General features: G+C 38.6%; 19 protein-coding genes. 17 read left to right on the forward strand and 2 right to left on the reverse strand.

Annotation, left to right across the window (positions count from 1 at the left end):
* The 10 genes from NAG76_13830 (at nucleotide 1) to yajC (ending at nucleotide 13,270) form a co-directional block, all read left to right on the forward strand.
* Entirely contained in the window at nucleotides 1-1,752 is a 1,752-nt protein-coding gene (locus tag NAG76_13830) for a glycoside hydrolase family 2 (protein ID URN92922.1), read from the forward strand.
* Between the two features lie 283 nt (nucleotides 1,753-2,035).
* Nucleotides 2,036-4,669: a LysM peptidoglycan-binding domain-containing protein gene (locus tag NAG76_13835; GenBank protein URN92923.1), complete on the forward strand. Its 2,634-nt coding sequence runs from the start codon at nucleotides 2,036-2,038 to the stop codon at nucleotides 4,667-4,669.
* Between the two features lie 220 nt (nucleotides 4,670-4,889).
* Nucleotides 4,890-5,570, forward strand: coding sequence for a BofC C-terminal domain-containing protein (locus NAG76_13840; protein URN92924.1), 681 nt, complete (start codon nucleotides 4,890-4,892; stop codon nucleotides 5,568-5,570).
* 391 nt (nucleotides 5,571-5,961) lie between these two features.
* Nucleotides 5,962-6,465 (forward strand): crossover junction endodeoxyribonuclease RuvC, encoded by a 504-nt coding sequence (ruvC, locus tag NAG76_13845; protein ID URN92925.1) that lies wholly within the window; start codon nucleotides 5,962-5,964, stop codon nucleotides 6,463-6,465.
* The gene (gene ruvA, locus NAG76_13850; protein URN92926.1) at nucleotides 6,462-7,097 is read left to right on the forward strand and encodes a Holliday junction branch migration protein RuvA; all 636 of its coding nucleotides are present in this window, start codon (nucleotides 6,462-6,464) and stop codon (nucleotides 7,095-7,097) included. Before ruvC ends, ruvA begins: the two co-directional genes overlap by 4 nt.
* Nucleotides 7,098-7,117: 20 nt before the next feature.
* The gene (ruvB, locus tag NAG76_13855) at nucleotides 7,118-8,119 is read left to right on the forward strand and encodes a Holliday junction branch migration DNA helicase RuvB (GenBank protein ID URN92927.1); all 1,002 of its coding nucleotides are present in this window, start codon (nucleotides 7,118-7,120) and stop codon (nucleotides 8,117-8,119) included.
* Between the two features lie 297 nt (nucleotides 8,120-8,416).
* Nucleotides 8,417-10,528, forward strand: a complete 2,112-nt coding sequence (locus tag NAG76_13860; protein URN92928.1) for a SpoIID/LytB domain-containing protein — start codon at nucleotides 8,417-8,419, stop codon at nucleotides 10,526-10,528.
* A 184-nt stretch (nucleotides 10,529-10,712) separates the two neighbouring features.
* Nucleotides 10,713-11,759: a tRNA preQ1(34) S-adenosylmethionine ribosyltransferase-isomerase QueA gene (gene queA, locus NAG76_13865; protein URN92929.1), complete on the forward strand. Its 1,047-nt coding sequence runs from the start codon at nucleotides 10,713-10,715 to the stop codon at nucleotides 11,757-11,759.
* A 38-nt stretch (nucleotides 11,760-11,797) separates the two neighbouring features.
* Nucleotides 11,798-12,934, forward strand: coding sequence for a tRNA guanosine(34) transglycosylase Tgt (tgt, locus tag NAG76_13870; protein URN92930.1), 1,137 nt, complete (start codon nucleotides 11,798-11,800; stop codon nucleotides 12,932-12,934).
* A 27-nt stretch (nucleotides 12,935-12,961) separates the two neighbouring features.
* Nucleotides 12,962-13,270: a preprotein translocase subunit YajC gene (gene yajC / locus NAG76_13875; protein ID URN92931.1), complete on the forward strand. Its 309-nt coding sequence runs from the start codon at nucleotides 12,962-12,964 to the stop codon at nucleotides 13,268-13,270.
* A 103-nt stretch (nucleotides 13,271-13,373) separates the two neighbouring features.
* Here the strand turns inward: yajC and NAG76_13880 are convergent, their stop codons facing one another.
* Nucleotides 13,374-13,754 (reverse strand): TIGR04086 family membrane protein, encoded by a 381-nt coding sequence (locus tag NAG76_13880; protein URN92932.1) that lies wholly within the window; start codon nucleotides 13,752-13,754, stop codon nucleotides 13,374-13,376.
* 255 nt (nucleotides 13,755-14,009) lie between these two features.
* Between NAG76_13880 and NAG76_13885 the strand changes: the two genes are divergently transcribed.
* Entirely contained in the window at nucleotides 14,010-14,795 is a 786-nt protein-coding gene (locus tag NAG76_13885; protein ID URN96841.1) for a DUF421 domain-containing protein, read from the forward strand.
* Nucleotides 14,796-14,801: 6 nt separating this feature from the next.
* Here NAG76_13885 and NAG76_13890 read toward each other — a convergent pair whose 3' ends face one another.
* The gene (locus NAG76_13890; protein URN92933.1) at nucleotides 14,802-16,442 is read right to left on the reverse strand and encodes a polysaccharide biosynthesis protein; all 1,641 of its coding nucleotides are present in this window, start codon (nucleotides 16,440-16,442) and stop codon (nucleotides 14,802-14,804) included.
* 228 nt (nucleotides 16,443-16,670) lie between these two features.
* On the opposite strand from NAG76_13890, the gene NAG76_13895 reads away from it, so the two are divergent.
* The 6 genes from NAG76_13895 to NAG76_13920 all read left to right on the forward strand — a co-directional run bounded on the left by NAG76_13895 (nucleotide 16,671) and on the right by NAG76_13920 (nucleotide 22,397).
* Complete coding sequence (locus tag NAG76_13895) at nucleotides 16,671-16,913, forward strand: post-transcriptional regulator (protein ID URN92934.1); 243 nt, start codon at nucleotides 16,671-16,673, stop codon at nucleotides 16,911-16,913.
* 81 nt (nucleotides 16,914-16,994) lie between these two features.
* Nucleotides 16,995-18,248 (forward strand): protein translocase subunit SecD, encoded by a 1,254-nt coding sequence (secD, locus tag NAG76_13900; GenBank protein URN92935.1) that lies wholly within the window; start codon nucleotides 16,995-16,997, stop codon nucleotides 18,246-18,248.
* A complete protein-coding gene (secF, locus tag NAG76_13905) occupies nucleotides 18,238-19,173 on the forward strand; it encodes a protein translocase subunit SecF (protein URN92936.1) in 936 nt (311 codons plus the stop codon). The genes secD and secF overlap by 11 nt, the downstream gene beginning before the upstream one ends.
* A 232-nt stretch (nucleotides 19,174-19,405) precedes the next feature.
* Complete coding sequence (locus tag NAG76_13910) at nucleotides 19,406-19,798, forward strand: hypothetical protein (protein URN92937.1); 393 nt, start codon at nucleotides 19,406-19,408, stop codon at nucleotides 19,796-19,798.
* 29 nt (nucleotides 19,799-19,827) lie between these two features.
* Nucleotides 19,828-21,831 carry a single-stranded-DNA-specific exonuclease RecJ gene (recJ, locus tag NAG76_13915; GenBank protein URN92938.1) on the forward strand — a complete coding sequence of 668 codons (2,004 nt, stop codon included), beginning with the start codon at nucleotides 19,828-19,830 and terminating at the stop codon, nucleotides 21,829-21,831.
* Nucleotides 21,832-21,884: 53 nt separating this feature from the next.
* A complete protein-coding gene (locus NAG76_13920) occupies nucleotides 21,885-22,397 on the forward strand; it encodes an adenine phosphoribosyltransferase (GenBank protein URN96842.1) in 513 nt (170 codons plus the stop codon).
* The last annotated feature ends 147 nt before the right edge of the window (nucleotides 22,398-22,544 follow it).

Here is a 22,544-nt window from a genome sequence, read left to right on the forward strand (position 1 = left end):
ATGACTACATACCGTATGGAATATCCTAGACCGCAATATGTAAGACAAGCATGGGTGAATTTGAATGGAGAATGGTCTTTCGAATTTGATGATGCGAATAAAGGGAGTCAGCAGCGATGGGAGTTGGGGAGGCATAAATTTACCCGAGTAATTCAAGTTCCGTTTGCATATCAAAGTCAATTAAGTGGTATCGCTGATCCAGATTTTCATGATATCGTATGGTACAGCCGTCCATTAGAAATTCCGAAAGAGTTTGCTAATAAACGAGTCATTCTTCATTTCGGTGCAGTGGATTATGAGGCAACAGTTTGGGTTAATGGTCATCAGGTGGCTTATCATGAAGGCGGTCACACGCCTTTTCATGCAGATATTACAGATGTTTTGCAAGAAAAAGATAATATAGTCGTAGTAAAGGTTATTGATTTCAGTCATGACGTGACACTGCCAAGAGGAAAGCAATATTGGTTATCTGATTCAGCAAGTATATTTTATACGCGCACTACGGGGATATGGCAGACTGTTTGGATGGAAGCAGTTTCTGAAGTTCATTTATCTAAAGTGAAATTTACGCCTCATATTGATTCAAACGAGATAGAAATGGATTTGTTTATCGATGGAATAGCAACATGGAGTCAATTAGAATTGCAGGTAGATATTTCTTTTAGTGGGGAAGCGATAGTATCGGATACATTTCAATTAAAACAGCAGCAATCCAAACGAAGAATTGGACTACATGATTTTAATGATCATGGACTAGGTCGTTGGTGGTCTCCGGAGAATCCTAATTTATATGATATTGCATTTACACTTGTGTTAGATGGCAAGGTAGTTGATCAGACGTCGAGCTATTTCGGAATGCGTAAAGTTTCTATCGACAATGGCTTATTGTGCATTAATAACAGACCATATCAAATGAAATTAGTACTTGATCAAGGTTATTTCCCAGATGGAAACTTAACACCTCCAAGTGACGATGCCATAAAGCGTGATATTGAATTGACAAAGGAAATGGGCTTTAATGGAGCACGTAAACACCAAAAAATTGAGGACCCTCGTTACTTGTATTGGTGTGACCGCATGGGGTTATTAGTATGGGGGGAGGCAGCAAATGCTTACCAATATTCTAATGAATATGTGCGGAAATTTACAAAGGAATGGCAGGAAGCGATAGATCGTGACTACAATCATCCTAGTTTAGTGGTTTGGGTACCTCTTAATGAGAGCTGGGGTGTGCCAAATATTAAAATAGATGTTTTACAACAGCAACATGCGATGTCCATGTATTATTTAACGAAATCACTTGATTCGACAAGACCTGTTATTTCTAATGATGGATGGGAAATGGTAGAAACTGATCTTTATAATATTCATGATTATGAATGGAGAGAAGAAGTGTTGCGAGCGCGTTATGCAACGGTTGATTCTACTATTACTGCTAGACCTGCAAATCGAGATTTATCAGTTGGAGGTCATACATATCGTAATCAACCGATACTAGTAACAGAGTTTGGTGGAATTGCATATAAGAAGAGTGAGTGGGAAGGCTGGGGTTATTCTGGCGCTAGTAACGAAGAAGACTTTATTCAGAAAGTAGAAGCAGTTATTAGGCCAATGCAAGATTCCAAAGTGGTTCAAGGTTATTGTTATACCCAATTAACTGATGTGGAACAGGAAATAAATGGTTTATTAACATATGATCGTCAACCTAAAGTTCCGCTTGAGATGATTCGTGCTATTAATGAAGGTAAATAAATTACTGTAAAAAGGGTACTCCCGCAACCGTCCGTTTGGGCTGCAGGAGTACCCTTTTTTATTTTCGTTCGATTATTGATTGAAAGTCGTCTATTATGTCAGCGAATCCCGAGATTTAATACTTTTAATTCATAGGGAAGTAGTGCTTTTTCATAGCTCTTAAATTTTATTAGTTTTTTTTGTGCGGAATTGTGGCGACTGCCTACTTTTTGCATAGGATGTATAGACTGCATACGGAATAATGCCGTATTAAGATTACAACTGTGTATAGGAGGAAATTTTAGTGAGGATACACATCGTTAAGCAAGATGATTCAATATTTCATCTTGCTCAAAAATATCATGTCACTGTTGATGAATTGCTGAAGCAAAATTCGAATATTATTGATCCTTATAATTTAGAAATAGGATCAAAGCTCAGGATACCATCTATGTCTTCAGCAATGGTTAGAAGTGATAGAAGTGGAGGGATGCAAATGGAAATTATACATCAACATGTCGTAACATCAGGCGATAGTATGTGGAAATTGTCACAAGAATGGGGAGTGTCACTGGCAGACCTAATTGCAGTTAACAAGCACATTCATAATCCAAACGTTTTGCAGATTGGTGATATCATTAATATTCCGAAAAAAGCGTCAATGGGAGCTTCGCAACAAGTTACTGCACAAGCAACATCAACAACACCAATTTCATCTACTCCTGAGGTTTCTGTAACATTGCCTTCAGTTCCATCTCTATTGCATCATTTATTGCCAGGGTTTCAATTGCATACAGTAGTTTCTGGTGATAGCCTGTATAAAATATCTAAAAAATACGGAGTTTCATTAGATGACATCCTTGCACTTAACCCAAATATTACTAACCCTAATCAATTATCGATCGGTATGAAAGTGTTAATTCCAAAAGGAGCAACGAGTCCGTCTGATATTCCTGTTGTTGATATTACTACTACGCAAAAATATATTGTACAATCAGGAGATACTTTATGGAAACTTGCTAATACTTGGAATATTCCGTTGAAAGAACTTGTTGCAGCTAATAAGCAACTTTCCAACCCGAATGCCTTACAAGTCGGAGACATTATTAATATTCCAAAATCTTATTCCGTAGATCTATCTGGTCAAATTCATGCTCAACAACTGAATGGAATGTCGGCAAATCAAAAAGCAGCTAATCAACAAATGATTAATTCGAAAAAAGCAAACAATCAAATAATGCCTACGCAAGCCGTACAACCGAAGCAACCAACTCCGATTCAAATATCGCCTACAATCAATGTTGCTCCAACAATTAACGTAACAAAAGCTGCCCCTATACAGAAAGTAGTGGCTGCACAAGTGAAACCTACGGTTACTGCGAAAACAGTAGCTCCGATTAAGACGAAAACAGAGCCTGTAGCGACTGCGAAAGTAGAACCGTTGTCCACGAAGGTATCGCCAGTTGCAAATGCCAATGCAAAAGTAGAATCAATGGTGACGAAGGTGTCTCCAGTTGCAAATGCCAATGCCAACGCAAAAGTAGAATCAGTGGTTCAGAAGGTATCACCAGTTGCAAATGCTAATGCCAACGCAAAAGTAGAATCAATGGTGACGAAAGTGTCACCAGTTGCAAATGCTAATGCCAATGCAAAAGTAGAATCAATGGTGACGAAAGTGTCTCCAGTTGCAAATGCTAATGCCAATGCAAAAGTAGAATCAATGGTGACGAAAGTGTCTCCAGTTGCAAATGCCAATGCTAATGCAAAAGTAGAATCGGTGGTTCAGAAAGTTTCACCGGTAGCAAATGCAAATGCCAATGCAAAAGTAGAATCGGTGGTTCAGAAGGTATCACCAGCTAATGCCAATGCCAATGCAAAAGTAGAATCGGTGATGACGAAAGTGTCTCCAGTTGCAAATGCAAACGCAAATGCAAAAGTAGAATCAGTGATGACGAAAGTGTCTCCAGTTGCAAATGCAAATGCCAATGCCAAAGTAGAATCAATGGCAACGAAGATGATGCCGATGGCTAATTCGAAAATCGAGCCAATGGCAACGAAAATGATGCCGATGGCTAATTCGAAAATCGAGCCGATGGCAACGAAGATGATGCCAGTTGCAAATTCAAAAATCGAGCCAATGGCAACGAAAATGATGCCGATGGCTAATTCGAAAATCGAGCCGATGGCAACGAAGATGATGCCAGTTGCAAATTCAAAAATCGAACCATATGCAACGAAAATGATGCCAACAGCAAATTCAAAAATCGAACCATATGCAACGAAGATGATGCCAGTGGCAAATTCAAAAATTGAACCATATGCAACAAAGATGATGCCAGTAGCTAATTCGAAAATTGAACCAATGGCAACGAAGATGATGCCTGTCGCAAACAAAGGTTATGCTGGATTTAAGCCGTTACCTGCTGACTTGGAACAACATCCTTATTTCCCTAATGCAGAAATGTTACATCAATACCAATCACCAAATTCAGGTAATCAAGCAAACATGGGTAAATTTAAGCCAATGATAAATTCAAATTATAAAGTACCTGTATCTCCATATTCAGCATATGCACCAATGCAGTATTACAATCCATGCGGATGCCCAACATACCCAAATCAGGGCAATTGGGGGGGATATACTCAACCTATGAATTATAGTAATAACATGAATCCAAGTGGAGGGACAATAATGGCCCAATCAGCAATGTATCCTCCAATGAGTTATGGGGCGAACGTGCAAGGTTATGCTAATCCTTGGAACACAGATTGTGGTTGCGGTGGCACTCCACAGCCTTATGCTGAAGGAGTGGCGAACAAAGCTAGTAAGTTAGGTCCAGTAACAAAAGTTAAGAAAGTAGGAAAAAGAGTTAATATTCAAGCTGCAAAAAAGACTCCAAAGAGACCTAAGGGTGGTAGACCTTGGTTGAATGTTTAATCCTTCCTTAGAGAGGTAATTTGATAAATTTCATAAACGTAGTTCACGATTACGAATCGTTGAACTACGTTTTTTGGTATTTGGGGAAAGTTAGAAATAGAAAGACTAAAAAAATATTTTATGCCAACACTATACAATATGAAAAAGCTTATGCTTCCGAAGTACTTTTCGCAATACAAAAGTAATACAGGAAGGACGAAAAGTTTTAGGAGGAGACAACATGAGATATACATCGATGTGGAAACGGTTAAAGCGAAAGTTAAAGCAAAACCGGGGCATGCGTAGAAAATTATTTCTGGCTTTGCAAATGAAGACTTTGCTAAGTGGTGTAGTGATTTTATATTTCATTTCAATGAGTGTAGGAACAGTTCATGCACAAGCGCACAATAACTATATATCTAATTATGAAATTGATGATTTGTCTACATGGCTGAATGGCGATAAGAAAATTCATACTATTTTGCATCGTGTCTATGTATGTGGAGAAGAAATAGAGCAGTTGGATGAACTTAATTATGAAGAAGTGGTTATCATGGCCGAACAAAATCCTAACTGGGAGTTGACGGTAGATCAATCTTATACATTAATTCGATTTGTAGAGCAAATCGATGATTTATCACCTTATTGCAAGAAAAATGCTTTTTTTGGAATGAATAGTGAGGGAGAATTTTCACTTTTCGATGGACAACCATCTCAAGAAAAGGTGATGAAAACATTTTTTCAATTGAATGTACCGTACTTAGAAAGCAGCTTGCCTGAACAAGAGTGGGAGCATTTAATGAATGGGATTAGAGTTAGTGATATAGAGGAATATGACAGTGTATTATCTACTTACAGTGAGTATAGTATGGATCGATATGAACCGAATATAAATGTGATGTCAGACTTAATAGGCAAATAGATAAAAATTAGCGGATACTTCTAGTATCCGCATTTTGTTGATCAAAGGGTATTATAAACCTTATTTAATTAGGTCGGTAATCATTGTTTTTAGATAATTAACATGGTATACATTCCTATCATTATCAAATTGAAGATGGACAGTGTCATCCTGCTCAGAAGAACTCCACTAATTGTAATTTACTTTGTAGCAAGGCATTACCTGAGGATTCTACCTAAGGTGGTTTTTTTTGGAATGTCTTTTTTGTTCTGCTTTCGCTTACAAACTGAAACATTTGTTCTCATAGTAACTAACATTTGCTATAATGTACGTTAGACAAGCTTTAAACAGAAATGATAGTATTAATATTTACTGGTATAGAATTGTCTAGCAGATTATTAGAGGTGATGGAATGCGCGTGCTAGGAATTGATCCAGGGATTGCAATCGTTGGTTTTGGATTTGTTGATAAAGAAGGTCATAAATTGACACCGGTTCAATATGGTGCTATTCAAACAGAGGCCCATACTCCACAAGAAGAACGATTATTACAAGTATATGAGTCTGCAGGCGCTTTGATGGATAAATATAAGCCTGATAGTGTTGCCATAGAGAAGCTATTTTTTAATCGAAATGTTACAACAGCTTTCGCGGTGGGCGAGGCTAGAGGTGTCATTATATTAGCAGCTGCACAACGAGGATTATCTATTGCTGAATACACCCCTTTGCAAGTTAAACAGGCTGTAGTTGGTTACGGTAAGGCTGAGAAGAGACAGGTGCAAGAAATGGTGAAAATGTTCTTGAAACTAAGTGCAATTCCAAAGCCAGATGATGTTGCAGATGCATTGGCTGTTGCAATATGCCATGCTCATTCAGCAGTATTATCACAAAAAATTAATGAGGTGAAGCACAAATGATTGATTATCTAAAAGGCCATGTTGCTTATATTGAAGCTGATTATGCGGTAATAGAAGTGAATGATATTGGCTATCGCGTGTTTTCACCAAATCCATATGCACTTCAAGCGATGCCACAACCAGTAACTGTACATATTCATTATCATACACGTGAAGATGCAACATTACTATTCGGTTTTGAGTCTAGACAACAAAAGGCTTTATTCCGTAAATTTCTTGATGTTTCAGGAATTGGGCCAAAGGTAGCGCTAGGCATGTTATCAGCTGGAAAGCCTGAGCAATTGGTAGCTGCTATTCAACAAGATAATCTTACATATCTTACGAAACTACCAGGAATCGGTAAGAAAACCGCACAACGAATTGTACTAGATTTGAAAGATAAATTAGATGGTATCGGAATTGATCTAAATGGTGGAGCGCTTAGTAGCTTTACTTTACAATACGAGGATGCTCCTAATGAACCAATTGCTGAAGGTAGAGCTTGGAAAGAAGCGAAGGATGGTTTGAAGGCTCTAGGTTATACTGAGACAGAACTTGACCGAGCGTGGCAAGTGTTACAGCATGAAGTTAATGCGGACGAACAAGTTGATCAGTTGATGAAGAAGGCGTTGCAACAGCTATTTAAAGGATAACGGAAAGGAGTCAAGCTGAAATGGATGATCGAATCATATCCGCTAATCTTATGATGGAAGAACAAGCGGTGGAGCTTAGCTTGCGTCCTCGTTATTTGAATGAATATATCGGACAATATAAAGCGAAAGAAACGTTAAGTATTTATATTGAAGCAGCTAAACTCCGTAAGGAAGCATTGGATCATGTTCTTCTGTATGGTCCACCAGGATTAGGTAAAACGACACTATCTAATATTATCGCCAATGAGCTAGGTGTTAGTTTACGTACAACTTCTGGTCCTGCCATTGAGCGTCCGGGAGATCTTGCAGCACTACTTACCAATTTACAAGAAGGTGATGTATTATTTATTGATGAAATTCATCGGTTACATCGTACTGTAGAAGAAGTATTGTATCCTGCAATGGAAGATTTTGCGCTAGATATTATGATTGGTAAAGGTCCAAGTGCACGTTCTGTTCGTCTAGATTTGCCGCCATTTACACTAATTGGGGCAACAACAAGAGCAGGACAGCTTTCTGCGCCATTAAGGGATCGCTTTGGTGTAGTGAGTCGTTTAGAATATTATAATGTAGATGATCTGGCGTTTATCGTATCGCGAGCTGCCGAAATTCTTAATGTAGATATAGTCGGTGAAGCATCTCATGAAATTGCACTACGTTCAAGAGGAACTCCTCGTATAGCGAATCGATTGTTAAAGCGCGTGCGTGATTTCGCGCAAGTGCGTGGTGATGGCATTATTACTCATGAAATTGCTAATTCAGCACTTGAGTTGTTACAAGTAGATCCTATGGGCTTAGATCATATCGATCATAAAATGCTACATGCGATGATTACTAATTTCTCAGGTCGACCTGTAGGATTAGATACCATTGCAGCTACGATTGGCGAAGAATCAATAACGATTGAAGATGTTTATGAGCCATACTTAATGCAGATTGGGTTTTTACAGCGTACTCCTAGGGGGAGGGTGGCGACTGATCGTGCGTACAGTCATCTGGGACTCCCCCTCCCTGAGAGGTAATTCAAATCGCGGACTGTGATCACGCGGTTACGCGTTGTCGCGTAGTCGGCGTCGAATAAGACCTCCATTGAAAGCCTGCGTGTGCTCACGTACACAAAACGTACGCTGTGCTACTCGTATCCGCTGAAGCTCATCTTCTTGGTGCTGACAGCCCACGATTTTGAACTTCCATTTTAAGCTTCGTGCTAGATCATCTCCGCTCGTGTACTTGAAACGTACACGTTGCTGGGTATTACGGTATTACTGGGAAGAAGAAATGATAATTAAACCTTCATTGTAAACTAAGGATGTGAATATATGTTGAAAATAGCTAAGCAGAGTTTAATAGTAAGTGTAGTAATCGCACTAATGCTATCTATATCGGTGTCAATACCAGCGAAGGCTGCTGTTCCGTCGCTTGATCAGATTCGGGTGGCATTATTTGTTGATATTCCGAAGAAATACTCAAGTATAACAAAGGTAGCAACTTTATCTTCTGAGAGTGCATTGAAATTATCGGTGAAAACAGCTTCCAATTCTACAGAATGGTTAAATTTCCCGGGGAATGATCAGTTGCGATTAGCTATGAATGATTATAAAGTTAATTTATTTGAATCTACCGATTTTGCTGCTGCACAACAAGTATCCAAGGCTGTGAAAACAGCAGGTGGTACGCCGTTTCTAACGTCTCTAAGTAAAAATGATAAAGTGACATTCCAAGTGTTTGAAGGTGGGTATGCAAGTAATAGTGATGCGACTACAGCAGCGACGAAGTGGAAAAGCAATGCGACTCTTTCTAAGCTTTTGAAGTCTGCACCAACAATATATGGCCCATTTGCACTTGAAAGTGGTAGCTATTCTGCAAAAGCAGATGCACAGGTCGCTGCAACGAGATTTGGCTCGCAAGGCTTGAATACTACAATTGGTATGAAATTAAATAGCGCTGGTAAACTTGAATATTCAGTAGTTGTAGGAATGGTTGGTACAGCTGCTGAACTTGGGTTAGTTAAGACTGCCGCTAGCAAAGTAAATAGTTCTTTGAAAGAGTTGAAAGGTAGCGAAGATATGCTACTTATGAGAGTCGATCATACTGTAACCGATCGTGGAACCTCATCTAATGAATTATATTTATATAATCCACATATGATTGTATCTTTAAAAGCGGATAAAGAAGGTCTAGTTAAAGTGACGGAGCGCAGCGACCGTTCTTATCGAGGTACTATAGAGTTAGGATCATTAAACAACGCTATGTATGTCGTTAATGAATTGCCATTTGAGCAATATTTATATTCAGTAGTAGCGATTGAAATGTATCCATCATGGCCACTAGAAGCTTTAAAATCTCAAGCAGTTGCTGCTCGTACGTATGCTCTGTATTCCGGTTCGTCGTTTGTCGTGGCAAATGTCGTTGACACTACAACGAGTCAAGCATACTATGGTGCTAACTCTGAATCTGCAAATACTACAAAAGCGGTTAATGAGACTAAAGGCGAAGTTATTACTTATAATGGTAAGCTAATTGAAACGTTATACTCTGCCAATGCAGGGGGAGTAACAGCTGATGCAAAAGAAATTTGGAATAATGAAGTTGCTTACTTGAAAAGTGTGTCTAGCCCAGATGCAATTTCCGAAAAAGGATTGTTTTATTGGTATCGTGTCGTGCTTCCCAATGGTAAAGTAGGATATATTCGCGAAGATTTGGCTAAAGATACTGGTAAGACTAACGAAGCGGGTAAACCAATTCTATTGTCTAATACAGATGCGACCAATATTCGTCGTAATCCAATTGTTCAATCGAATGTACCAGCAGTTGATCTAATTAATAGTGGAACCCAATTAATTGCGCTTGAGAAGGTCATTCAATCCAATTCTATGAATTGGCGGAGAGGACCTTATAGCAGCGATGAAATAGCAAAAACAATTAATGCTAAGTTACCGAGCACCATATCTGGCAATATTAACTCATTCAATGTTAGTAAAGTAGGAGTATCGGGTCGAGCTTTGGAAGTTTCAGTTAATGGTAAAGCATTGCCTGTTGCGAAACCTGTTGATTTGCGAGCAATACTTGGTGTAGATGGTTCATTGCAAAGTACATTATTTAGCATTGAAGAAACGGGGAAAATCGTTATTCTCGGTGCCAATCAATTAGATCGTACTAAAACAGATGGCGCCAAAACGTTGCAAGTTGTCGGAGCTAATGGTAACACAGCAACGGTTAACGGTGAATATATGTATGTACTTGATGGTAGTGGTAATGTTCGAGCTGCCACTGCAGATGCAGGGTATCAATACAATGGTAAAGGTAATGGACATGGAGTTGGGATGTCCCAGTACGGTGCTTATGGTCTTGCTGAACAAGGGTATGACTATCAATATATTTTGAAATACTATTATACAGGTACAGAGGTAGTTCAAAATCGAGGACTGTGATCACGCGGATTATGCTGACGTAGCGTAATCGGCTTCGAATATGCGCTCCATCGAAAGCCTGCGTGTGCTCACGTACCAAAAACGTACGTTGTGCTACTCGTTTTCGCTGAAGTGCATCTTCTTGGTGCTGACAGCCCGCGATTTTGAACCATTATTGGAAACTGTTACTAAGGATGAATAGACAATGAATGTAGACTTATTTGATTTTCATTTACCAGAAGAGCTAATTGCTCAAACACCATTATTAGAGCGTACATCATCTCGCCTTCTAATGCTTAGCAAAGAAAGTGGTCAAGTGGAACATGGTGTGTTCACTGACTTGGCAGACAAATTACAAGCAGGTGATGTACTAGTACTTAATGATACAAGAGTATTACCAGCAAGATTGCTTGGTAAAAAGCAAGACACAGGCGCAAAAGTTGAGTTATTATTACTTAATCAACTTGAGAGTGATCGTTGGGAAGTGCTAGCTAAGCCTGCCAAACGTATTAAGATAGGCACAGTACTTTGTTTTGGCGAAAATGAGCAAGGAGAGCCTTTATTAACAGCTACAGTTGAAGCAGAAGCAGATATGGGCGGTAGAACGGTAAAATTCAACTATAGTGGAATTTTCAATGAGTTGCTTGATCAATTAGGTGAAATGCCTTTACCACCTTATATTAAAGAAAAGTTAGATGAGAAAGAACGCTATCAGACCGTTTATTCTAAGCATGATGGTTCAGCAGCAGCTCCAACAGCGGGTCTGCATTTCACAACACAATTTCTTGAACAACTTCAAGCTAAAGGTGTACAATTAGCCTATATTACGTTACATGTAGGGCTTGGAACTTTTAGACCTATGTCTAGTGACACGATTGAAGAGCATGAAATGCATGCGGAATATTATGAATTGAATGAAGAAACTGCACAAATTCTGCAACGTGCAAGGGATGAGAAACGTAGAATAGTAGCAGTGGGTACAACTTCAGCGCGGACGCTTGAAACATTAGGACAACGATTTATGCAGGACAAGCTACAAGCTTGTAATGGATGGACATCTATTTTTATTTTTCCAGGTTATGAATTCCAACTCGTAAGTGCATTGTTAACGAATTTCCATCTACCGAAATCAACTTTAGTTATGTTGGTTAGTGCGCTTGCTAGCCGTGATCATATTATGCATGCTTATAATGAAGCGGTGCAGGAACAATATCGATTCTTCAGCTTCGGAGATGCAATGTTTATATATTAAGAGGTATTATTATTGAGAGAATAGGACGCGTGAACAACTTGGCGATTAGATATGAATTTATTAAGCAGTGCAAACAATCAGGAGCAAGATTAGGACGTTTACATACGCCGCATGGTATTATCGAAACTCCTACTTTTATGCCTGTAGGTACACAAGCAACAGTGAAAACAATGAGTCCAGAGGAATTAAAAGCAATGGATGCTCAAATCATATTGAGCAACACATATCATCTATTTCTTAGACCAGGACATGACATTGTGAAGAAAGCAGGTGGACTTCACAAGTTTATGAACTGGGATCGTCCAATTCTTACCGATAGCGGCGGTTTCCAAGTGTTCAGTCTTAGTGAACGCCGTAAAATTTCCGAAGAAGGTGTAGAGTTCCGTTCACATTTAAGTGGTGAGAAACTATTCCTTAGCCCTGAGAAGGCAATGGAAATTCAAAATGCTCTAGGGCCAGATATTATGATGGCATTTGATGAATGTCCACCATATCCTGCTACTTATGATTATGTTAAGCAATCAACAGAGCGTACATCAAGATGGGCAGAACGTTGTCTAGCAGCTCATGAGCGCAAGCATGATCAAGCATTGTTTGCAATTGTTCAAGGCGGTATGTTCGAGGATTTGCGCGTACAAAGCGCTAAGGATTTGACTTCCATGGATTTCCCGGGTTATGCTATAGGTGGTCTAAGTGTAGGCGAATCTAAGGAAATAATGTATGAAGTTCTAGACTATACCGTTCCTCATCTACCTTTTGATAAGCCTCGTTATCTTATGGGAGTTGGTTCACCTGATGCTTTAATCGAGGGTTCAATTCGAGGAATTGATATGTTTGACTGTGTATTACCAACTCGTATAGCTCGTAACGGTACATTAATGACTAGTCAAGGTCGCCTTGTGGTTCGTAATGCCAAGTTTGCGGAAGATTTTGGACCAATCGATCCAAATTGTGATTGCTACACTTGTAAAAATTATTCCAGAGCATATATAAGACATTTGTTAAAAGCAGATGAAACATTTGGTATTCGTTTGACAACAAATCACAACCTTCACTTCCTTGTTAACTTAATGAAAAATGTTAGAGAAGCAATAATGAATGATTCTCTACTTGATTTTAGAGATCAATTCTTTGAACAATATGGTCTTAACAATGAAAACACTAGAGGATTCTAAACTAGTAGATTGAAAGGGGTGAAAACTATGTCAATTTCTTTAGCAGCAGCAGCTGGATCAGGTAATATTTGGACTCTAATTGGTCCATTTATTCTTATGTTTGTGGTATTCTATTTCTTACTAATTCGTCCACAACAGAAGAAACAAAAAACTCGTAATTTGATGCTTAGTCAAGTTAAAAAAGGTGATAAAATCGTAACGATTGGTGGCCTTCATGGCACGATCGCTGAAATTACTGACGACGTTGTTGTATTACGTGTTAACGACACGACTAAACTTACGTTTGATCGTAGTGCAATTAGCACAGTATCACAATCTGCACCTTCTGCAGACTAGATACATAATGAAAAAGGGCATCTCAAAAGTAGAAATTTTCTACTTTGAGATGCCCTTTTTATTTGAGGGTTGGTGTATCAGCGATGACGCGCTCAAGCTTATGCTATTTGCGTAAATTAACGCCGACCATTCCTCCGAAAGCGCCTGTGCCAATCACAGTAAGTAAAAGTAGGAAACTATGTAAACTTAACGCGATATCGGAAGCTAAGAAGCTAACAATGATAATAATAATTCCATATAGAATACCTAGTGCACTACCGTAATACCAACCTCTTGAGTCCGCACGTTTACCAGAACTTAACCCTCCAATCAATGCTGCCGCACCATGAATGACATAAGCAATTGTTCCTAAACTACTTTCTTTCATCTCTGTAAAATGTAAGAATAGGGATGCGATCAGAGCTCCAGCAGCTAGCCATAATAAAGAGTATGTTATGCCTGCTAGCAATGGCATTGCAAATAGTTTTTTGGTTCCAGTATTCATATAATACCTCCTTTAATTTTATGTTTCTTTTGAAATTTGTGATGTGAAATTGTATAGCATACCAAGCGCTTGACTTCAAAACGTGGCTCATTTAACAATATGGGACAATGTGCAATTTTAGTACAAGTTCTATGTCAATAAATTTGATAGGAGCTATTCCCATTATCTATACGAATCATAGGTGCATGATCTAATGGCTAAGCGACCACAATAGTACATACATTGAACCTTGATTGATTGGAGGAGCTACAGATGATGGAATGGTATGCGTTAGCATTACGTACAGTCATGATGTATGTAATCATATTTCTTGTGTTACGTGTAATGGGAAAACGTGAAATTGGTAAACTCTCCGTATTAGATCTTGTTATTTCAGTCATGATTGCCGAGATTGCCGTCATTGAAATAGAACAAGTTGACGCTAATCTGATGCACGGAATAGTACCAATTGTTGTTCTGCTTATTATCCAAATCATCTCGGCATACCTTTCCATGAAAAGTCGAAAAGTAAGGTTGATTCTAGATGGAAAGCCTACAGTTGTTGTTGCTAATGGCGAGATATATCGTGATGAGCTCAAAAGACAACGATACAATTTAGATGATCTGATGCTCCAGCTAAGAGAAAATGGTGTCACTTCGATATCTGAAATTGACTTTGCCATTCTTGAAACAAGTGGAAAGTTATCCGTTATTCCGAAAAGTAACGATGATGTAAAAACAGGTGATACCCTAGCTTCAGAAAATTCTGAGGAAAATGATGTCTCTACTAGTGAGTCTAAAGATTTTGAAACTAATCAAGCATTGAATGATGAATCTTCCCAGCGCATTATACCACCTGGTTTTCGTTACGAGATGTTACCTATCCCGTTAATTATGGATGGAAAAGTACAGGATGAAAATTTAGAGAAAATCAATAAAACTCGATTTTGGCTCAAAAATATTATTCAAGAAAAAGAAATTAATCATTTTAAAGATGTGTTACTATGCACCATTGATCATAAAGATCGAATTTATATCGATGCTGGTAACAGGAAAAAGTAAACTGAATTAATAATCTGCTCCGAACCATTTTCCGATATACGGAATTCTAATGAGATCAGCTTTATCAATAATTTTCGTTAAGAACATTAAAAAAATATAGACGATCATGGCTACCAGGCAAGCGGCAGGTAAGCTGATTCCTAGTGGTTGATTGGCAAGTAACGACATCACATATTGAGCAAATGCACCTGTAATAATAATTGATGCACCCACTTTAATGAAGTCCATCGTATGCATCTTGAAACCAACGTATCGTTTCACGCTGTAACCATGTAGTAAAGTGACTAACACTGTATTAATTGCAATGGCAATCAATACACCTTTAATCCCTAATTGAGGATTCGAGCCTAAAATAATGATCAGTCCAATCTTAATGATGGCTCCGATAAAAGTATTCATTAACGCTACACCAGGTTTTTCTAATGCTTGAAGTGTTGCTTGTAACGGAGCTTGTAAATAAATAAAAATACCAATAGGTGCAATTAGTTGTAATAATGGTGCATATTCTCCATGAGCATATAATAGTTCACATATTGGAGCTGCAAATATAAACATAATTATTGTAAATGGAGCGCCTGCGACGAGTGAAATACGCATTGATTGATGCAAACGTTTATGAATAAGATGATATTGTTTCTGAGCAACAGCTTCTGAAAGTGATGGAACGAGCGAAACGGCAAGTGAATAGGTTAATGCGGTAGGTAGCAGAATAAGAGGCATAATCATTCCTTGCAGCGCACCATATTGAGCTGTTGCAACACCAGTAATAATACCTGCAGCAGCAAGGCTGCGAGCGGTAAATATTGATTCTAATAAATAACTAAGTGAACCAACTAATTTGCTACCTGTGACCGGTATTGAGAGTGTAAGTAGCTTTGAAAGTATCGATTTGCTACTGTTTTCTTTGGCAATAACTGCTTGATTAACTTCGTTTTCCAGCCCAATCGGCTGATTAGCAGATAGCTTTTCCGATGCAATAGGCATAGGCTGTGCATCTACAATAGAAGATCGTTTCTTCTTATCACGAACATGACTCAGTAACATAACAGCTAGTCCACCAATTTCTCCCATAACGACGCCTAACATTGCGCCAGCTGCGCCCCAAGCTAACCCGTAGGGTAGTAACCAGTAAGCTAGCACTAATGAAAATATAATTCTTATTATTGTTTCAATCGTTTGTGAAACGGCGCTCGGAATCATATTTTGTTTTCCTTGGAAATAACCACGATATACAGCTGAAACCCCTACAATAATCAATAACGGTGACATCATTAGAAATGATTGATATACCCTTGGATCTGGAATAACGTACTTAATAAAGACTGGTGCAAATAGCAGCATTATACTCGTTAGAAACAAAGCAATAGATACACTAAGAATCATCGCCGTTCTGAAAATTTGTTTGACTCTTCGTTCATCTCCTACAGATTGGGCTTCGGCAATCCATTTAGCGATGGCAAGTGGAATGCCTCCTGTTATAAATGTTAGTAACACAATGAGAAAAGGATAACTAAGTTGGTATATCCCAACACCCTCAGCTCCGATAATACGTGGTAATGTAATACGGGGAATAAATCCAAGAATACGATTCAAAACACCTGCAATAAGCAGTATCATAGCTCCCTTAATAAAGCTCTGCTTTGTCATCTACTACACCTCACTTCATTAACCCTACTTTACAGCCTATGCTTGACCTATACATTTACATGTCTGAAAATAATAGACACAAGCAGGAAAAATCTTAGTGGGCAGCGAAATGTACATAAGTACACTACAGATATGGAGATCTTAGGTGCAGCTTATGCTTCCGAAGTGCTTTTCATTTACGAGAAGTAATACTATGAAGCTTTTGAAAAGTTGTAGGAGGTGTAGCAATTGTCTAGTATAGAGTGGAATGATGATATTAAGGAGCTTTGCACAAGCAAGGCTGAGGAGCTACAACTACTTGGATATGAGCATGTTAAGGCTAAGGAAGTTTGGTCGTGTGTAAGTTCTCGTTATGCGAAAAGTGGACAACCCCAGCTTCATCAGCTTGTAAATGATATTTTATCTTTAAGAGCAACTCAATTTATGAACTATTTAATGTTAAGTGCATACAAAGGAGACTCTTTCGAATAGGGAAGGGTTTCTTTTTTTTTGACGTCGTATTTCGACATCTGTATAATAGGAATATTGAGATCTAAGGGGGATTATTGACGTATGGTTAAGAAAAGATTGCTTGCCTTTGTCGTAGTGGTTGTTGTGCTATTTGGCGTAATCGCTTGGACAAGCCCTTCAATACTAAAAGAGGTAAAGCTAGGACTTGATCTTAAGGGCGGCTTTGAAGTGCTTTATGAGGCAACACCTTTTGAAAATGCTAGTGCAGAGGGTGGCACTGGTGGTGGTAAAGTAACATCAGAAGCTTTGAAGGAAACTGCTAAAAGTTTAGAAAAACGAATTAATGCTTCAGGTGTAGCTGAACCAGAGGTTTTACCAGAAGGGACTAACCGTATTCGTGTTCGTCTAGCTGGGGTTACCAATGAAGAAGAGATAAGAGAACTATTAAAGAAACCGATTAATCTGACGTTCCGTGCTCCAGATGGGACGATTAAGTTAGATGGTACGGATTTCAAAGAAAATAGTGCTAAATTAGCTTTTGATGACCTTAATCGTCCTGTCGTAACGATCGAATTGAAAGATGCTCAGAAATTTACTGATGTAACGACAGCACTTGTAGGTTCATATTTAGCTATTTATTTAGATGATGAAGAAATTTCTCGTCCAAGTGTCAATTACCCAATTACAGGTGGCTCCGCGCAAATTTCTGTTGGTGATCGTGCTGAAGCTGAAAATCTACGTGATCTTATTAATATGGGCTCACTGCCATTGAAACTTACAGAGAAATATCAACAAAGTGTTGGTGCCAAATTAGGATTAGATTCCTTAAAGAGTACTGTAACTGCTGGTATTATTGGGTCGTTAATTGTTTTAGCATTTATGATTATTGTGTATCGAGTTCCAGGCTTTGTTGCTGGAATTTCAATTATTACGTATGCTTGGTTATTGATATTAGTTCATAATTGGATGGGTGCAACGTTGACACTTCCGGGTATCGCTGCGTTTGTACTTGGTGTCGGTATCGCGGTAGATGCCAATATTATTACAGCTGAACGGATTAAAGAAGAGATTCGGTCGGGTAAAAGTATGTTTTCAAGTTTGAAAGCTGGTTCTAAAAGTTCTTTCCGTACAATTATGGATGCGAACGTTACATCAATTATCGCGAGTGTAGCGTTATATGTAATTGGTGACGGTGCAATTAAAGGTTTTGCCTTAACGATGATTTTCAGTATTATCGTCAGTGTTCTAACGAATATTTACTTGTCAAGATTCCTTCTTACAATGTTAGTAAGCAGCAATGCATTTATGAAACCCAAATACTATGGTGTGAAGGAGGAAGATATCCGTGCACTTTGATTACAAAATTCACTATGATTTCATAAAAAATCGCAAGAAATTTTACACTGCTTCATCACTTCTGGTAATAATCGGATTAGTGTCGCTACTTATTTTCCAAATGAATCTAGGCATTGACTTTAAGTCCGGAACAACAATGGATGCGGTAGCTGATCATGGGGTAACTCAAGCTGAAGTTATCGAAGTTTTGACAGGCCTAGGCTATGATGAAACGCCTACAGTCGGTGGAGTAAATAGTGAACGTATTTCTGTTCGTTTTGGCGAAGAGTTAACAACAGATTCTATGAAAGCCATTCAAACGGCACTAATGACTAAGTTTGGTGATCAAATAGACTTTGAAGTTAATGTTGTATCAGCAGAATTAGCGAGAGAGCTTGCTGTTAAGACAATTTGGGCGATTCTTGCTGCTTCTCTATTGATTATGTTATATGTAATGGTTCGCTTTGAATGGAGATTTGCATTATCCGCTAATATTGCAATTTTGTATGACTGTTTTGTCGTAGTTGCAATATTCTCGTTATTCCGTCTAGAAGTCGATCTTCCGTTTATAGCAGCAGTACTTACTGTCCTTGGTTACTCTATCAACGATAAAATCGTAATATTTGACCGTATTCGTGAGAACTTACGCTTTAAACCTCATAAAAATGAAGAGCAACTTGCAGAAATTGTTAATGCAAGTATTTGGCAAACGATGGCTCGTAACTTGTACACTGTGTTAACTGTGTTTATTGTTACGTTATTAATATTCTTGTTCGGTAGTGAATCGATTCGTCTATTCTCACTAGCTATTCTAATTGGTCTTGTGAGTGGTGCATATTCAACATTATGTTTGGCGAGCCCACTTTGGTTTGATTTGAAGAAGAGAGAGAAATCTAAGAAACCGAGAGCAGCTGCTCCTTCTTCGAAGAAAGAGCCTGTTATCTAGTTGAAGAGGTATTCTTCCGCTTAAAGTATCCTCCAATTGTTAGTAAAGACTAACAATTGGAGGATTGTTTTTTGTGAAGAATATTTGCGAAGTTATGGTATAATAAGTTGTTGAATGATCATGAAACGTAGATAGTGGATGCGAGGCACGTTTCATGAAATGACTATGAAAATTAGAGTAAGCTTACGAAGTACTTTTCATGGATAACCCTGAAAAGTTTTAGGAGGATCAGATGTCTGTGGATGTTGAAAAACAAAAGAGCTTATTGAATAAGCTAATGATGTTCTTCTCTAAGTCTCACCTTTCACATAATTGTAACAACGATTCAGATAGTACGGAGCGTATTTTACAGGTTGTACAACGTATTAATGGCGTTGTTGCTATTGAAAGTTGTGAGGCCAAAGAACAAGGACATTATGTTGTTGCTTCATTAACGATTAATGTTAATCCCAAAATTACGGTGCAAGAAGGTCAAGATATTGCAAAACGTGTACGCATGTTATTAATGCATCGTTTTACACATCTTACCGATGTTGTTGTTCATGTAAAACCGTTTGCACCTGATTATCCATACAAATCAAACCACTCTGCTGCTCATGATGAAGTACCAACGATATTGCAGTAGATTGGATGAAATTGAAAGGAGTTGGCGAGATGATTCAACGAAGAAATCGTTGGAAGTTAGCTACTTGGTCACAAGAACAAGAAATGCTTGCGGCTCAATTAAGTAAGCAACTTACCATTCCCACTCTTGTAACAAAATTACTAATTCAGCGCGGATATGATAACGCTGACTCAATAGAATCTTTCTTATATGGTACACCAGCTAATATGCATGATCCATACTTACTAGCTGGGATGAATGAAGCGGTAGAACGAATATTGCTTGCAAAACAACAAGGTGAAAAGGTTCGGATTTATGGAGACTACGATGCAGATGGTGTATCCAGCACATCATTGCTATACTTCACATTTGCTGAACTTGAATTGAACTTTGACTATTATATTCCACATCGAATGCTGGAAGGCTATGGCCTGAATAAAGGGGCAATAGATAAGGCTAAGCAAGATGGTGTCGCACTCATTGTGACGGTTGATACCGGGATTAGTGCATATGAAGAAGTAGAATATGCCAAGCTACTTGGTATTGATGTTGTTATTACAGACCATCATGAACCTCCGGATCAATTGCCAGAAGCAGTGGCAGTCGTAAATCCAAAGCAACTCCATTGTCCTTATCCTTTCAAAGGATTAGCGGGTGTTGGTGTGGCGTTTAAGCTTGCTACAGCTTTATTAGATGGTGCTCCCATGCAATGGTCCGGTATTGTTGCACTTGGCACAATTGCCGATCTCATGCCACTACAAGATGAGAATCGTATTATTGTAAGTTATGGACTAGCGGAATTGCGTAAAGGTGAGCAGATCGGATTTAATGCTCTTGCTGATGCTTGTGGTATTAATATGGCTGAATTAAGCGCAATGAATATTGGCTTTGGTATTGCTCCGAGAATTAATGCTGCTGGAAGGCTGAAGCATGCGAAGCAAGCTGTGGAATTGATTACTTCTTCTAATGAGCAAGCAGCGATTCAACTTGCGACCGAGCTAGATCATCTGAATAAAGAACGTCAATTGATTGTTGAGACGATGATACAAGAAGCTGAAGCACAGTGGCAAAGTAAACTCAAAATAGTGAAGCAAGCAAACCAGCCTGAGCCTAATGTAATAGTTCTCGCCCAAGAGGGGTGGAATGTTGGGGTTATCGGAATTGTTGCTTCCAAAATGTTGGAACGATACTATAAGCCTGTTATTGTATTCGGGATTGATGCTGAGAAAGGAACTGCTAAAGGTTCAGCAAGATCAATTGAAGGTTATGATCTGCATGCAGCATTAACTGAATGCGATTCATTGCTCGAGCATTACGGTGGTCATCAGGCAGCAGCAGGTATGACTCTACTTATTGATAATTTGCCGAAGTTAGAGGCTGAACTTGATAATTTGGCGGTACAATGGTTAACGGAAGAGGATTGGATACCCAAGCTAAAGATTGATCTAGCTTGTGATTTGCGAGATATAACACTCGACACCATTAATCAATTAGCATTATTAGAACCGTTTGGGATGAGCAATCCTTCACCACGCGTACTCGTAAAGCATACTAATCTCGCGGAACGAAGAGCGATTGGTAAGGAAGGCAAACATCTTAAGTTGCTACTCAAAGATCAACAAATGACATTAGATGTTATAGGTTTTGGAATGGGCGACTATGCGAAGCAACTATCCGTTCCAGAGTCGATCGAAGTCGTTGGAGAGCTTTCTATTAATGAATGGAACTCGATCAGAAAGCCTCAACTTCAATTACAAGATTTACATGTACAAAAAGAAGTGTTAAAAGTATTCCCTTCAAGAGAACAATTTGGTATCATTTATCAGTATGTTCGTAAGCAGGGAATCGTACCCAAACGTGGAGTATACGAAAAACTTAACAAGCTTAGTGGATTAGCAAACGTAGAGATTGATTTGATATTGGGCGTATTTGAGGAACTCGGATTTATTAACATTAATTCTTATCAAATTCAAGCGGTACCTTCTCCACAGAAAAAAGATTTAGCGAGTTCAGCTCGTTATAATAGTGCTAAACTTCAATTCGAAGCGAAATGAATGCAAGTTTAAGCGGTCACAGAAAGGGTTGACGATTCGTGTCAAATTCAACTATTAACTTTAAAGATTATGTTCGTGTAATCGAAGATTTCCCTACACCAGGCATTCGTTTCAAAGATATTACAACTTTATTGAAAGATGGAGCAACTTATAAAGCAGCAATTGTTGAGCTTCGTAAATTAGTCGAGCATCTTGAAATTGATGTTATTGCTGGTCCTGAAGCTCGTGGGTTTGTTGTGGGTGCTCCACTAGCTCTTGAACTAGGAGTTGGTTTTGTTCCTATTCGTAAAAGCGGTAAATTACCAGGTGAAACGATTAGTGCTAGCTATTCGCTAGAATATGGTACTGATCAACTTGCTATGCATAAAGATGCTATTGAACCAGGTCAACGTGTACTTATTGCTGATGATTTATTAGCAACAGGTGGTACGATCGCGACAGTTATCGATCTCATTAAACAAGTTGGTGGCGAAGTAGTAGGAACAGCGTTTTTAATCGAGCTTTCATATCTTGATGGTAGAAACAAAATGGAAGGCGTTGAGGTTCAGTCCTTAATGACTTATTAGTAATAATACTTAGTATTTGGAGATAGACCGACTACCTTTGCAGAGCAATTAACTTGATCTTGCATAGGGTAGCGGTCTGTTTTTTATAATGGTACATTGACGTAATAGGTATATAACAGGCATAATAATTAGAAATAGAAGAAATTA

Origin of the sequence: Candidatus Pristimantibacillus lignocellulolyticus, from assembly GCA_023639215.1 — a bacterium.
Classification (GTDB): Bacteria; Bacillota; Bacilli; order Paenibacillales; family Paenibacillaceae; genus Pristimantibacillus; species Pristimantibacillus lignocellulolyticus.

Excerpts from the sequence above, each read along its gene's own strand:
- NAG76_13830 (URN92922.1), top strand. The coding sequence starts at position 1 with ATGACTACATACCGTATGGAATATCCTAGACCGCAATATGTAAGACAA.
- NAG76_13840 (URN92924.1), top strand. The coding sequence starts at position 4,890 with ATGAGATATACATCGATGTGGAAACGGTTAAAGCGAAAGTTAAAGCAA.
- ruvC (URN92925.1), top strand. The coding sequence starts at position 5,962 with ATGCGCGTGCTAGGAATTGATCCAGGGATTGCAATCGTTGGTTTTGGA.
- ruvA (URN92926.1), top strand. The coding sequence starts at position 6,462 with ATGATTGATTATCTAAAAGGCCATGTTGCTTATATTGAAGCTGATTAT.
- ruvB (URN92927.1), top strand. The coding sequence starts at position 7,118 with ATGGATGATCGAATCATATCCGCTAATCTTATGATGGAAGAACAAGCG.
- NAG76_13860 (URN92928.1), top strand. The coding sequence starts at position 8,417 with ATGTTGAAAATAGCTAAGCAGAGTTTAATAGTAAGTGTAGTAATCGCA.
- queA (URN92929.1), top strand. The coding sequence starts at position 10,713 with ATGAATGTAGACTTATTTGATTTTCATTTACCAGAAGAGCTAATTGCT.
- yajC (URN92931.1), top strand. The coding sequence starts at position 12,962 with ATGTCAATTTCTTTAGCAGCAGCAGCTGGATCAGGTAATATTTGGACT.
- NAG76_13880 (URN92932.1), bottom strand. The coding sequence starts at position 13,754 with ATGAATACTGGAACCAAAAAACTATTTGCAATGCCATTGCTAGCAGGC.
- NAG76_13885 (URN96841.1), top strand. The coding sequence starts at position 14,010 with ATGGAATGGTATGCGTTAGCATTACGTACAGTCATGATGTATGTAATC.
- NAG76_13890 (URN92933.1), bottom strand. The coding sequence starts at position 16,442 with ATGACAAAGCAGAGCTTTATTAAGGGAGCTATGATACTGCTTATTGCA.
- secD (URN92935.1), top strand. The coding sequence starts at position 16,995 with ATGGTTAAGAAAAGATTGCTTGCCTTTGTCGTAGTGGTTGTTGTGCTA.
- NAG76_13910 (URN92937.1), top strand. The coding sequence starts at position 19,406 with ATGTCTGTGGATGTTGAAAAACAAAAGAGCTTATTGAATAAGCTAATG.
- recJ (URN92938.1), top strand. The coding sequence starts at position 19,828 with ATGATTCAACGAAGAAATCGTTGGAAGTTAGCTACTTGGTCACAAGAA.